This is a genomic window from Streptomyces marokkonensis, from assembly GCF_039539045.1.
GTDB lineage: Bacteria > Actinomycetota > Actinomycetes > Streptomycetales > Streptomycetaceae > Streptomyces > Streptomyces marokkonensis.
The window spans coordinates 1-13,041 of record NZ_BAABCQ010000201.1 but is presented as its reverse complement, the minus strand read 5'-3'; the positions used below and the strand labels follow the sequence as shown (position 1 = coordinate 13,041).

General features: G+C 67.5%; 10 protein-coding genes. 5 read left to right on the top strand and 5 right to left on the bottom strand.

Translation table 11 applies throughout. The annotated features are described in order from the left end of the window. Positions 1-399 precede the first annotated feature (399 nt). The 5 genes from ABEA26_RS31925 to ABEA26_RS31905 all read left to right on the top strand — a co-directional run bounded on the left by ABEA26_RS31925 (position 400) and on the right by ABEA26_RS31905 (position 6,694). Positions 400-1,443, top strand: coding sequence for an ABC transporter permease (locus tag ABEA26_RS31925; RefSeq protein WP_345597046.1), 1,044 nt, complete (start codon positions 400-402; stop codon positions 1,441-1,443). Positions 1,444-1,565: 122 nt separating this feature from the next. Further along, the gene (locus ABEA26_RS31920) at positions 1,566-3,362 is read left to right on the top strand and encodes an ABC transporter substrate-binding protein (RefSeq protein WP_345597047.1); all 1,797 of its coding nucleotides are present in this window, start codon (positions 1,566-1,568) and stop codon (positions 3,360-3,362) included. A 99-nt stretch (positions 3,363-3,461) separates the two neighbouring features. Then, positions 3,462-4,439 (top strand): ABC transporter permease, encoded by a 978-nt coding sequence (locus tag ABEA26_RS31915; RefSeq protein WP_345597045.1) that lies wholly within the window; start codon positions 3,462-3,464, stop codon positions 4,437-4,439. A 14-nt stretch (positions 4,440-4,453) separates the two neighbouring features. After that, the gene (locus ABEA26_RS31910) at positions 4,454-5,515 is read left to right on the top strand and encodes an ABC transporter ATP-binding protein (RefSeq protein ID WP_345597043.1); all 1,062 of its coding nucleotides are present in this window, start codon (positions 4,454-4,456) and stop codon (positions 5,513-5,515) included. A gap of 57 nt (positions 5,516-5,572) precedes the next feature. Next, positions 5,573-6,694 carry an ABC transporter ATP-binding protein gene (locus ABEA26_RS31905; protein WP_345597041.1) on the top strand — a complete coding sequence of 374 codons (1,122 nt, stop codon included), beginning with the start codon at positions 5,573-5,575 and terminating at the stop codon, positions 6,692-6,694. A 175-nt stretch (positions 6,695-6,869) separates the two neighbouring features. Here the strand turns inward: ABEA26_RS31905 and ABEA26_RS31900 are convergent, their stop codons facing one another. From ABEA26_RS31900 to ABEA26_RS31880, 5 genes are all read right to left on the bottom strand, one after another. Then, positions 6,870-7,910: an ABC transporter ATP-binding protein gene (locus ABEA26_RS31900; protein WP_345597039.1), complete on the bottom strand. Its 1,041-nt coding sequence runs from the start codon at positions 7,908-7,910 to the stop codon at positions 6,870-6,872. A gap of 25 nt (positions 7,911-7,935) precedes the next feature. Then, a complete protein-coding gene (locus tag ABEA26_RS31895; RefSeq protein ID WP_345597038.1) occupies positions 7,936-8,973 on the bottom strand; it encodes an ABC transporter ATP-binding protein in 1,038 nt (345 codons plus the stop codon). Between the two features lie 46 nt (positions 8,974-9,019). Then, on the bottom strand, positions 9,020-10,000 hold the full coding sequence (locus ABEA26_RS31890) for an ABC transporter permease (protein WP_345597036.1): 981 nt from the start codon (positions 9,998-10,000) through the stop codon (positions 9,020-9,022). Between the two features lie 108 nt (positions 10,001-10,108). Next, positions 10,109-11,869 (bottom strand): ABC transporter substrate-binding protein, encoded by a 1,761-nt coding sequence (locus ABEA26_RS31885; protein ID WP_345597035.1) that lies wholly within the window; start codon positions 11,867-11,869, stop codon positions 10,109-10,111. A 77-nt stretch (positions 11,870-11,946) separates the two neighbouring features. After that, a complete protein-coding gene (locus ABEA26_RS31880; RefSeq protein ID WP_345597033.1) occupies positions 11,947-12,975 on the bottom strand; it encodes an ABC transporter permease in 1,029 nt (342 codons plus the stop codon). Between the last annotated feature and the right edge of the window lie 66 nt (positions 12,976-13,041).

The window sequence follows — 13,041 nt, the reverse complement described above, 5'->3', positions numbered from 1 at the left end:
CGTAGAGCTCGGGTCAATGGGTCTCGCGCTGTGGGGACAGCGCACGACTCACGAGCACCAGGGGGTGTCTGACCTTCCGTCAGGGGTGTCGGAAGGCAGATATGCGCCCCCTCCTGTCGGTGAGCACGTGGAGTCATGAGGAGGAGCCCCATGCGCGGTGTCACGAACACCAGGTGGGTCACACGGTCTGTCGCCCCCAACTTCGCCCTGTCGGACGGCGATCGACGCTGAGAGGCGGGCCGGCCGCTGACGTCCGGGCATCCGGCTACGCGCGTCCGGCTGCGGGTTTCCCGCGTTCCCAGGGATCTCCCGACGCTTCTTCATGATCCGTTCCGCGATCGCGCACACCCCGCGCCGGTCGCCGGTTCGGCACACCCACACCTGTGAAATGGGCGAACTGTGACAAGTCCAATCGACATTGAGGGCGGCGGAACGCCGGCCGCCGTCGACGGCGCACCGGAGCCGGCCCGGAAGAGCGGGACCAGCAGTCTCGAGGGCCGTTCTCCCGGGCAGTTGATGTGGCTGCGTTTCAAGCGTGACCGGACCGGTGTCGTCTGCGCCTGGATCGTGATCTGCTACTTCGTGATCTCCGCGCTGGCACCGGTGATCGCCAAACTGTACGGAAAGGACCCGTACACCCTGTACGGGCAGGATCCCGAGTACGCGCTCGACACTCCCGTCCTGGACGAGTTCGGGCTGCCGCTCGGCTACTTCGGAGGCGTGTCCGGGGACCACTGGTTCGGCGTGGAACCGCAGTTCGGCCGCGACGTCTTCACCATGCTCCTCTACGGGATGCGCACCTCGCTGTACATGGCGCTGGGCGTCACCACGCTGCTGATGCTGACCGGCGTCCTCATCGGCCTGGTCGGCGGCTACTTCGGCGGCCGGACCGACTACTTCCTCGGCCGGTTCACCGACTTCTTCCTCTCCTTCCCACAGCAGCTCTTCTTCATCGCCTTCATGCCGGTGGTGACCTCGTTCTTCGTGGACCCGCGGGACGAGACGCCCACCTACTTCCGGGCCCTGGCCATTCTGATCGTGCTGTGGCTGCTCGGCTGGATGGGCATGGCCCGTCTGGTGCGGTCCACCGTGCTGTCCCTGCGGGAGCGGGAGTTCGTCGAGGCCGCCCGGGTCGCCGGAGCCTCGCCCTGGCGGATCATCCGCAAGGAGATCCTGCCGAACGTGATCTCACCCATCCTGATCCAGTTCACCTATCTGCTCCCCAGCACGATCCTCGGCATCGCCTTCCTCTCCTTCGCCGGCGTCGGCTTCGTCGAGCCGACCCCCGACTGGGGGCGGATGTTCGCCACCGGTGCCAAGGTCGCCGAGCAGGACCCGGCGTTCATGTTCTTCCCGGGCGTGGCACTGGTGGTCTTCGTCCTGTGTTTCAACCTCCTCGGGGACTCCGTGCGGGACGCCCTGGACCCCAAGTCGGGACGGTAGGAGGGGCCCGTTGGTGGGGGGACTGCGCCCCCGAGCCGGCCCACCGGCCGCGTCAGGCAGTGCACAGCAGTGCTCAGCAAGGCTCAGTGGACAACGAACTCGACAGGCAGGTGCATCACCACATGAAGTCGTTCAACTCTCGCACTGCGCGCGCCGTCATGGTCGCGCTCGCGGCAGGCTCGCTGGTCCTCACCGGTTGCTCGGAGAACAAGGGCGGCGGCGACTCCGGCAAGGACTCCAAGAAGGACCAGAAGGAAGCCAAGGTCCAGTCCAACGCGGTCACCTACGGCGATGCCGCCGCCTCCACCGGGCCGGCCAAGGACGTCCCCGGTGCCAAGCCCGGCGGCACCGTCATGGTCTACCAGGAGCAGGGCCTGTCCCACCTGGACCCCGGGCAGATCTACGTCTCCGACGCGGGCCAGGTGACCAACCTGCTCTTCCGCGGCCTGACCAACTTCCAGGAGGACGGCAAGGGCAACGTCTCCGTCGTCGGCGACCTCGCCACCGACTCCGGCAAGTCGTCCAACGGCGGCAAGACCTGGACGTACACGCTCAAGGACGGCGTCAAGGACGAGAACGGCAACCCGATCACGTCCGCCGACATACGGCACACCGTCGAGCGCCAGTACGCGGAGTTCATCTTCGACGGCCCGACCTACCTCCAGACCTGGCTGAGCGGCGCCGACTACCGCAAGGCGCTGCCCGACGGTGGCTACGGCGACAAGCACCTGCCGGACTCCGTCCTGGAGACGCCGGACGACAAGACCGTCGTCTTCCACTTCGACACCGCGCGCCCCGACCTGCCGCAGACCCTGGCCATGCCGGGGTACACCGTCGTGCCCGAGGAGACCGACACCAAGGAGAAGTACGACAAGGACCCGGTCGCCTCCGGCCCGTACAAGATCGCGGAGTACAAGGTCGGCAAGTCCATGAAGCTCGTCAAGAACGAGAACTGGGACCCGAAGACCGACGCGGTGCGCCACCAGTACCTGGACGGATACGACTTCGACTTCGGCGTCACGGAGTCGACCCAGACCAAGCGACTGATCGCCGACCAGGGCGACGCCAAGAACGCCATCCAGCTCACCGGCGCCGTCGAGGCCACCCAGATCCAGGACGTCATCACCGACCCGGCCGTCAACAAGCGCACCATCAAGGGCTACCAGCCCTACGTCATGACGCTGACGTTCAACCTGGACCGGATGAAGAACAAGAAGGTCCGCGACGCCATCACCTACGCCATCAACTCCAAGTCCCTCATCGCCGGCGAGGGCGGCGCGTACGGCGGCGACGTCGCACCCAACCTCTTCGCCCCGACCCTGCCGGGCTACGAGGCCGACTACGACCCGTACGGCCGGCTGAAGACGCCGTCCGGCAACATCGAGAAGGCCAAGGAACTCCTCAAGGACGTCCCCGCCGCCGAGAAGAAGCTCGTCTTCGCCTACCGCAACAGCGAGCCGGGACAGAAGCGCAAGGTCGCCGTCGAGGACGCGCTGGGCAAGGTCGGCCTGGAGATCGTCTCCAAGGAGGTCGACGCGGCGAGCTTCTACGAGCAGGTCGGCAAGCTCAAGAACCCGTACGACATGTACATCACGGGCTGGGGCCAGGACTGGCCGTCCCCGGGCACGGTCGTCACGCCGATCTACGACGGTGACCAGGTCGCCGACGGCGCTCCGAACTACTCGCACATGAACGACCCCAAGGTCCAGGAGCTGATCAAGAAGGCGCTCACCCAGGAGCCGACCGAGGCCGACGCGACCTGGAAGGAAGCCCACCGCTACATCCTGGAAGAGATCAACCCGTCCGCCCCGCTGTGGTACACGAAGACGTTCCAGCTCTACGGCTCGAACATCGGCGGCGCGCGGTACAGCACCGAGGCCAGCTACATCGACGTCAACGGCCTGTTCCTCAAGTCGTAACTCTCTACGGCTGACTGCGGGGGTGCGCACCAGGCGGAGCGCACCCCCAGGGTTCCGTGAAAATTCCCGACCACCTCCGCAGAGAGCAGCCAACCCGCCATGCTTCAGTTCATCATCCGACGCGCGGTCGGTGCCGTCATCACCCTGTTCCTGATCGGTGCCGCGACGTTCTTCCTCTTCGTCGCCGCCCCGTCCGACTACGCCTCCCTGGCCTGCGGCAAGGACTGCTCGGCCGCCAGGCTGGAGGACATCCGCGAGGCCCTCGGCCTCAACCTGCCGATCGCCCAGCAGTTCTGGGACTTCATGTCCGGCATCTTCATGGGACGTGACTTCCCCACGGGGCACTGCTCCGCCCCGTGCCTCGGACAGTCCTTCTACTCGGGGGAAATGGTCTGGACCATCATCAAGGACCGTTTCCCGCTCACCCTGTCGCTGACCGTCGGCGCCGCGATCGTCTTCCTGATCGTCGGCCTGGGTACGGGCATGCTCGCCGCCTTCCGGCGCGGCTCGCACGTGGACAAGGTGGCCACCGGCGCCTCCATGGTGCTCAGCTCCTTCCAGATCTACTTCCTCGGCCCGATCGCCCTGGCGGTCCTCGTCTACGGCACCGGCCTGATGGAGGACCCCAAGTACGTCCCCATCACCGAGGACCCGGTCGGCTGGCTCGTCGGCCTCTCCATCCCGATGGTCGTGATGGCCACCATCTTCACCGCCCAGTACACCCGTATGTCACGCTCCTCGCTGGTCGAGCAGCTGGCGGAGGACCATGTGCGCACCGCCCGGGCCAAGGGCATGTCGCAGAAGTACGTCTTCTTCCGCTACGCCTGGCGCGGCTCGCTCATCCCCATCGTCACCATCCTCGGCATCGACCTCAGCAGCCTGCTCGGCGGCGCCGTCGTCACCGAGCTGACCTTCTCCCTGCAGGGCATCGGCCGGCTCGCCGTGGACGGCGCGGTCAACAAGGACCTGCCGCTGACCATGGGCGTCATGCTGGTCGGGGCCTTCATGATCCTGATGCTGAACATCCTCGTCGACATCGCGTACGCCTGGATCGACCCGCGCGTCCGGCTTTCCTAGGAAGAGGGCACCGAGTGACCACACTGACCAAGACGGAGGGCGCGCCGCCGCCCACCGGGCCCGAGAGCTTCCTGTCGGTCCGCGACCTGAGCGTGCGGTTCGCCACGGAGGACGGTGTCGTCAAGGCGGTCGACGGTCTCTCCTTCGACGTCGAACGGGGCCGGACCCTGGGCATCGTGGGCGAGTCCGGCTCCGGCAAGTCCGTGACCAACCTGACGATCCTGGGCCTGCACAACCCGCGGACCACGACGGTCGACGGAGAGATCGTCTTCGACGGCAAGGAACTCGTCACCGCCACCGAGCGAGAACTGGAACAGCTGCGCGGCAACCGGATCGCCATGATCTTCCAGGACCCGCTGACGGCCATGTCCCCCTACTACACGGTGGGCCGGCAGATCGCCGAGCCGTACCGCAAGCACACCCGCTCCTCCAAACAGGAGGCCTGGGACCGGGCGGTGGAGATGCTCGGCAAGGTCGGCATCCCCAATCCGGCCCAGCGCGCCAAGGACTACCCGCACCAGTTCTCCGGCGGTATGCGCCAGCGCGCGATGATCGCCATGGCGCTGGTCTGCGACCCGGACCTCCTGATCGCCGACGAGCCCACGACCGCGCTGGACGTGACGGTGCAGGCGCAGATCCTGGACCTGCTCAAGGAGCTCCAGCAGGAGTTCGGTTCGGCGATCGTCTTCATCACGCACGACCTCGGCGTCATCGCCGACGTCGCCGACGACATCATGGTGATGTACGCGGGCAGCGCGGTGGAGCGGGGCAGCACCGACCAGGTGCTCAGGGCGCCCCGCCACCCCTACACCTGGGGCCTGCTGAACTCGATGCCCCGCCTGGACTCCGACCTCAGCGCCGCGCTCGCGCCGATCCCCGGCACCCCGCCGTCGCTGCTCACCCCACCGTCGGGCTGCCGCTTCCACCCCCGCTGCACCTTCCAGGACCGGGTCGGCGGCAACCGCTGTGTCACCGAGAGGCCGCTGCTGGGCGCGGACCGGTCCTCGGCGTGCCATCTGACGGGGGAGCAGAAGCGGGCCATCTTCATCGAAGAGATCAGGCCCCGACTGGGGTGACACTCACCCATCAGGCGATGTGCCGACCAGGAGGAGCTGCCGCATGAAAGAGGAATCATGAAAGAAGACCTCGTCGTCCCCGCCCCGCGCGAGGCCGCGGCCGGTGGACCGGGGGAGCCGCTGCTGGTGGCCGAGGGCCTGACCAAGCACTTCCCGGTCAAGGGCGGCTTCCCCGTCCGGCGGACCGTCGGCCAGGTCCAGGCCGTCGACGGCATCGACCTGACCGTGCACTCCGGCGAGAGCTTCGGCCTGGTGGGGGAGTCCGGGTGCGGCAAGTCGACCACGGGCCGACTGATCACCCGCCTGCTGGAGCCGACCGCCGGCAAGATCACGTACCGGGGGCAGGACATCTCCCACGCGGGGCGCAAGGCGCTCGCGCCGATCCGGTCCGAGATCCAGATGATCTTCCAGGACCCCTATTCCTCGCTGAACCCCAGGCAGACGGTCGGCAAGATCATCTCCGGTCCGATGGAGATCAACCGCATCGATCCGCCGGGCGGGCGCGAGAACCGGGTGCGCGAGCTGCTGGAGATCGTGGGTCTCAACCCCGAGCACTTCAACCGCTTCCCGCACGAGTTCTCCGGCGGCCAGCGCCAGCGCATCGGTGTCGCCCGTGCCCTGGCCCTGGAGCCGAAGCTGATCGTGGCCGACGAGCCGGTCTCCGCACTCGACGTGTCCATCCAGGCCCAGGTGGTCAACCTGCTCCAGAAGGTGCAGAAGGAACTGGGCATCGCGTTCCTGTTCATCGCCCACGACCTGGCCGTCGTACGGCACTTCTCGCAGCGCCTGGCGGTGATGTACCTCGGAAAGGTGATCGAGGTCGGCGACCGGGACTCCATCTACACCCGCCCCCGTCACCCCTACACCCACGCCCTGCTGTCCGCCGTGCCCGAGGTGAACCTGACCGACGGGGAGAGCCACCGGCGGGAACGCATCCGGCTGGCCGGCGACGTACCGTCCCCGATCAACCCGCCCTCGGGCTGCCGCTTCCGCACCCGGTGCTGGAAGGCGCAGGACAAGTGCGCGTCGGAGGCACCTCCGCTGGTCCGGGTCGACGGCAACCGGGACGGCCACCTGACCGCCTGCCACTTCCCGGAGGAGCCGACCATCGCGGCCCGCGGGGAGGACATCGTCCTGGACCCGGCCCTGGCCGCGTCGGAGGAGACGGACAAGGCCTGACCCGACTCCGCCGCCAAGAGCACCAGTGGCAAAGGGTACCCGCCACGAAAAGACCGAGGGCCCGTGCCTGGGGAGGCGCGGGCCCTCGGTTTCCCTGGAGCGGACGTTTCCGGGCTCGGGTCAATGGGCCGTAGAAGGTCCGTTCCGCGGGCGGTGCCGACAGAAAGGGGTGTTGTCAGGCAGCCGCCCGGGGGCTCTTGGAGAGAGCGGACGGAGTGCCGTCCACCGTCTCGGGGTAGTGGCAGGCCGTCAGGTGACCGGCCTTGTTGCCCTCCACCTGCACCAGCGGCGGTGCCTCGGAGGCGCACTTCTCGGTCGCCTTCCAGCACCGGGTGCGGAAGGGGCAGCCGGAGGGCGGGTTGATCGGCGAGGGCACGTCGCCGACGAGCCGGATGCGCTCGCGGGGCGTGTCCTCCACCGTGGCCTCGGGCACGGCGGACAGCAGGGCGCGCGTGTAGGGGTGACGCGGGTTCTCGTACAGGTCGTCGCGGTCGGCGATCTCCATGATCTTACCGAGGTACATGACCGCGACGCGCTGTGAGAAGTGCCGCACCACGGCAAGGTCGTGGGCGATGAAGACGAAGGCGATGCCCAGTTCCTTCTGCACCTTCTGGAGCAGGTTGACCACCTGGGCCTGGATGGACACGTCGAGCGCGGAGACCGGCTCGTCGGCCACGATCAGCTTCGGCTCCAGGGCCAGGGCACGGGCGACACCGATGCGCTGGCGCTGGCCGCCGGAGAACTCGTGCGGGAAGCGGTTGAAGTGCTCGGGGTTGAGACCCACGATCTCCAGCAGCTCGCGCACCCGGTTCTCGCGCCCGCCGGCCGGGTTGATGTCGTTGATCTCCATCGGACCCACGATGATCTTGCCGACCGTCTGGCGCGGGTTGAGGGACGCGTACGGGTCCTGGAAGATCATCTGGATCTCGGACCGGATCGGCGCGAGCGCCTTGCGTCCCGCGTGCGTGATGTCCTGCCCGCGGTACGTGATCTTGCCGCCGGTGGGCTCCAGCAGGCGGGTGATCAGCCGGCCGGTCGTCGACTTGCCGCACCCGGACTCGCCGACCAGGCCCAGGCTCTCGCCCTCGCGCACCTGGAAGTCCAGGCCGTCCACCGCCCGCACCGCCCCGACCGTACGAGGGATCGGGAAGCCGCCCCTGATCGGGAAGTGCTTGGTCAGGCCGCTGACGTCCAGGAGCGTTTCCGCGTTGCTCATGATGGTGAATCCTGTCTCTTGTACGTCAGTTGTACCGGGTCGCGGCGAAGTCGGCGAACAGCTCCGTGCGCTGCTCGGGGGGCAGGTGGCAGGCGGACCCCCGCCCGTTGACCACGTCGAGCGCGGGCTGCTCCGAGGCGCACAGTCCGCCGCCGACCTTCTCGACGAAGGCGCACCGCGGGTGGAAACGGCAGCCGGTGGGCGGGTTGAGCAGCGAGGGCGGCGAGCCGGGGATCGGCTCCAGCGGCACGTCGACCGGCCCGTCGAGGCTGGGCATGGAGCTCATCAGGCCCAGCGTGTACGGGTGCTGCGGGTCGCGCAGCACCTCCTCCTTGGTCCCGCGCTCCACGCACCGGCCGCCGTACATCACCAGCACGTCGTCCGCGATGTCCGCGATGACACCGAGGTCGTGGGTGATGAAGATGATGGCCGTGCCGAACTCCTGCTGGAGGTCCTTGAGCAGGTCCATGATCTGTGCCTGGACCGTCACGTCGAGCGCCGTGGTCGGCTCGTCCGCGATGAGCAGCTCGGGGTCGCAGACCAGTGCCATGGCGATCATCGCACGCTGGCGCATACCGCCGGAGAACTGGTGCGGGTAGTCGTCCACCCGGGTCTCCGGCTGCGGGATGCCCACGCGCCGCAGCATCTCGATCGCCCGCTCCCGGGCCTCCTTCTTGGAGGCGCCGGTGTGCTTGCGGTACGTCTCGCCGATCTGCTTGCCGATGGTGTGGTAAGGCGACAGCGAGGCCAGCGCGTCCTGGAAGATCATCGCCATCTTGTTGCCGCGCAGCCGCTCCAGCTCCCGCTCGGTGGCGGTGAGCAGGTCCTTGCCGTCGAGGACGATCTCGCCGTCGATCGCGGTGCGGTCCGGGTCGTGCAGGCCCAGGATCGTCAGGTTGGTGACCGACTTGCCGGAACCCGATTCGCCCACGATGCCGAGCGTCTTGCCCTTGGCGATGTCGAAGGAGAGTCCGTCGACGGCCTTGACGGTGCCGTCCTCGGTGGAGAAGTGGACCTTCAGGTCCCTGACGGAGAGGAAGGGCTGCTGTTCGGTGCTCGTCACGCGGACGCTCCAGGAGGTGATGCGGGGGGTAGGGGGCAGGCGGAGGTCAGGCGAGCCGGATCCGCGGGTCGATCAGGGCGTAGACCGCGTCGACGGCGATGTTGAAGATCACGATCGCACCGGCCGCCAGCACGGTGACACCGAGCAGCATGGGCAGGTCGCTCTGGTCCACGGACTGGATCGCGAGCCGGCCGATGCCGTGGAGGCTGAAGGTCGTCTCGGTGATCATGGCGCCACCGATCAGCACGCCGAGGTCGATGCCGAAGAGGGTGACGATGGGACCCATCGCGCCGCGCCAGGCGAACCGGAAGAACACGTTTCGCTTGGACAGCCCCTTGGCCCGGGCGGTGCGGACGTAGTCCTCGTTGAGCTGTTCCACCATCTGGGAACGCGTCATACGGGTGTAGTTCGCGGTGAAGATGATGGACAGCACCAGCCAGGGCAACAACAGGCCGGAGACCCAGGCGGCCGGGTTCTCGGTGAGCGGTGTGTACGACGGCTGGCTGAGGATGCCGAGCTCCGAGACCAGGAAGTACATCGCGATGTAGCCGACGAAGTAGATCTGCAGCGAGGAGCCGAGCAGCGACGCGGAGCTGGCGAACTTGTCCAGGAACTTGCCCTGCTTCAACGCGGCGAGCATGCCGGCGCCGACACCGACGATCACGAAGACGACGGCCGCGCCGAAGGCGAGCGAGAGGGTCAGCGGCAGCCGGTCCATGATGGTGCCGAAGACGGGCTCGCGGTTGGCGAAGGAGTAGCCGAGGCAGGGTGCGTCGCAGTAGCCGTAACCGGCGTAGTCCCGCCCGGCGAAGACGCCGACGAGCCAGTGCCAGTACTGCATCAGGATCGACTCGTCGATGCCCAGGTTCTCCCGGATCTGCGCGAGGTTCTCCGGTGTGCAGTTCTTGCCGCAGGACATCATGGCGGGGTCACGCGGAACGGCGTAGAAGAGCCAGAAGGTGATGGCGCTGATGATCAGCAGGATGACCATCGCACCGGAGACTCGGCGGACTAGGAAGCGGAGCATGGGGCGTGACTTTCCGGACGGGGCGCCGTCGCCGGGGGTGGAGGGGGGTGGACCGGCCCGAGGGGGCGGCCGTATGGGTGGTGGCCGCCCCCGTGGGAAGGTGCGCGCTTACTTCTTGACGTACAGCTTGCAGAGCGCGACGCAGTTGTTGCCGGCGTCGTAGACGACGTTGCCGATCTTCGACCCGTACATCCAGTTGCGGATGGGGTGGTAGTCGGGCACGGCGCCGGCCAGCTCCATGACCTGGCGGTCGATGGCGCCCCAGGCCTTCTTGGCCTCCTCCGGGTTCGTGATCGCGGAGGCCGCGTCGATCGCCTTGTTGAGACCGGCGTCGTCCAGCTGGGAGTAGTTGTTGCGACCGTCGCCGATGTTCGTGCCGTGCCAGCACGGGTAGAAGACCGAGTAGCCGCCCGGCCAGTCCGGGCTCCAGCCGGCGGCGAACAGGTCGTAGCCGTTGTCCACCTTGCCGATCTGGGTGTAGAAGGTCGACTTGTCGACCTGCTTGTTGACGACCTTGAAGCCGGCCGCCTCCAGAGCGTTCTTGACCGCGACGGCCTGCTTCACCGCGTTGTCCGAGTGCTGGTAGGCGATGACCAGCTTCTGGCCCTCCTTGCCGGCCTCCTTCAGCAGCGCCTTGGCCTTCTCCGGGTCGCCGCCGGGCTTCTTGGTCTTCCCGTACAGGTCGAACTCTTCGTAACCGGGGGTCACCGGGCTGAGGATCGTGGTGGCGATCTCCGTCGTGGAGGCGCCGCCGCGGATCGTCTGCAGCTGCTGCGACGGCCAGGCGTAGGCGATGGCCTGGCGGACCTTGACGTCCGTGATGCGGGTGGTGTTGATCGGCCAGTAGTAGGTGGCCACGTCGATCGCGGTGAGGACGCGCTTCTTCATCTCGGCGTCGGTGAGCACCTGGGCGACGCGCTCGGCGGCGACCTCGTTGAAGATCACCATCGCCTGCTGGTCCTTGCCCTGGTCCGCGATGAAGCGGTCCGTGGCGGCCAGCGGCTGGAAGCCGAACTGGAAGAGGTACTGGTCCGGGTACGCGTTGCGCATCGAGTCCGTCTTCGGGTCCCAGTGCTCGTTGCGCACGTAGGTCATCGACTTGCCGACGCTGCGGTCCTTGATCTTGTACGGACCGCTGGAGAACGGGCGCTTGTCGTACTTCTCCTTGGTGTCGTGCTTCTTCGGCACCAGGGCGTAACCACGCATGGCCAGCGTGAAGTTGAAGTCACCGCGCGCCTCCTTGAGGCGGAAGGTGATGGTCTTGCCGTCGGTCTCGATCGAGTCGAGGTGCTTGTCCTCGTAGGGGCCCTCGTACTTGTCGGCGCCCTCCAGCCACGACTGGACGTAGATCGGGCCCTCGGTGATGAACGACGCGAAGGTGCGCTCGAAGGTGTGGCGGACGTCGTCCGCGGTGATCTCCGAGCCGTCCTCCCACTTCAGACCGTCCTTCAGCGTGAAGGACCAGGTCTTGCCGCCGTCCTTCATGGTGCCGGCGTCGGTGGCGGCGTCGCCGACCAGGGTGGCGCCGCCCTTGTCGTCGATCTTGTAGCCGGTCAGACCGCGCAGGATCGGCACGGTGATGGCGGCCTCGGTGCTGGTGTAGATCTGCGCCGGGTCCAGGTGGTCCATGTCGTGCTGGTCGAGCGAGTAGGCGATCCCGCCCGTCACGGCGCCCTTGACCTCGGGGGCCGGACCGGTCGAGTCGGCCTTGGTGCCGACTGGGATGTCCACGGTCTTGCTGTCGCTGACCTTGGGGCCGTCGTTCTTGGCGGAGCCGCCCTTGTCCTCACCGCCGCAGGCGGTCAGCACCGACGACGAGGCCGCGACGACGCCGGTCGCAATGAGGAAGTTTCTACGGGAGAAAGCCATGATGCACCCCAAGGATGGTCATACGGGACAAAGAAGGCCGGCCGGACTCCTGTGTACGGACCGGAGGAAGGAACGGGTCAGCGCTTGGACTTCGGGTCGAGTGCGTCGCGCACCGAGTCGCCGAGCAGGTTGAAGGCGAGTACGAAGATCACCATCGAGAGGCCCGGGAAGAGAAGGAAGGCCAGGTCCTCGGTGTAGAACTGGGCGCCTCGCTGGATCATGACGCCCCAGTCCGGGGTCGGGTCGATCATGCCGACGCCGAGGAAGGCCAGACCCGCCTCGGCGGTCACGAAGGCCGGGAGCATCAGCGTGGACTGGATGATGATCGGCGTCCACAGGTTGGGCAGCAGCTCCTTGAAGACGATCCGCCCCGGTGACGCGCCCGTGACCTTGGCCGCCTCCACGAACTCCCGCTCGCGCAGGGCGAGTACCTGCCCCCGCAGCAGCCGGGCGAGCGAGGCCCAGCCGAAACCGGCCAGCACGATGATCAGGGAGAAGGCCCGCAGCCAGGTGGGGACGTTCTCGTCGGGGGCGATGAAGATGCCGTACACGACCGGCATGAAGGCGATGAAGAACAGCGTGGACGGGAACGACAGCAGGATGTCGATGAGCCGGCCGACGAGGTAGTCCGTCTTGCCGCCCAGGTAGCCGGCCGTGACGCCGATGACGACTCCGAGGAGTGTGGTGAGGACGGCGGCGGCCACCGCGATGCCGAGCGAGGTGCGGATGGCGTAGAGCAGGAAGGTGAAGACGTCCCGGCCCAGCTGCGGCTCGATGCCGAACCAGAACTCCGAGCTCATACCGCCGTTGGGGCCGACCGGGTAGGCGAAGGCGTCGAGCAGTTCGGGGCGCTGGCTGGCGTACGTGGTGTACGGGTCCTTGCCGTACAGCTTGGCTATGAGGGGCGCCGCGAGCGCGATCACGAAGAAGAAGATCACGATGCACGCGGAGATGACGCCCGCGCGGTCACGCCTGAAGCGCTTCCAGGCCAGCCGGCCCGGAGAGCGGCTCTCGCTGCCCTGAGGGATGGTGGGCGTGGGCGACTTGACGACGCTGTCGTCGGTCACCTCGAGCGGGGCAGCCGCTGATGGAGTTGGGGGGGTCATGGTGCTCCTGGCCCAAGGGAGGGTCTGATGACTCCGCAGGGCGTCCCCCTACGGGCTACGCCGGAC

Coding starts and splice junctions, on each gene's coding strand:
- ABEA26_RS31920 (WP_345597047.1), top strand. CDS start 1,566: ATGAAGTCGTTCAACTCTCGCACTGCGCGCGCCGTCATGGTCGCGCTC.
- ABEA26_RS31915 (WP_345597045.1), top strand. CDS start 3,462: ATGCTTCAGTTCATCATCCGACGCGCGGTCGGTGCCGTCATCACCCTG.
- ABEA26_RS31905 (WP_345597041.1), top strand. CDS start 5,573: ATGAAAGAAGACCTCGTCGTCCCCGCCCCGCGCGAGGCCGCGGCCGGT.
- ABEA26_RS31900 (WP_345597039.1), bottom strand. CDS start 7,910: ATGAGCAACGCGGAAACGCTCCTGGACGTCAGCGGCCTGACCAAGCAC.
- ABEA26_RS31890 (WP_345597036.1), bottom strand. CDS start 10,000: ATGCTCCGCTTCCTAGTCCGCCGAGTCTCCGGTGCGATGGTCATCCTG.
- ABEA26_RS31885 (WP_345597035.1), bottom strand. CDS start 11,869: ATGGCTTTCTCCCGTAGAAACTTCCTCATTGCGACCGGCGTCGTCGCG.
- ABEA26_RS31880 (WP_345597033.1), bottom strand. CDS start 12,975: ATGACCCCCCCAACTCCATCAGCGGCTGCCCCGCTCGAGGTGACCGAC.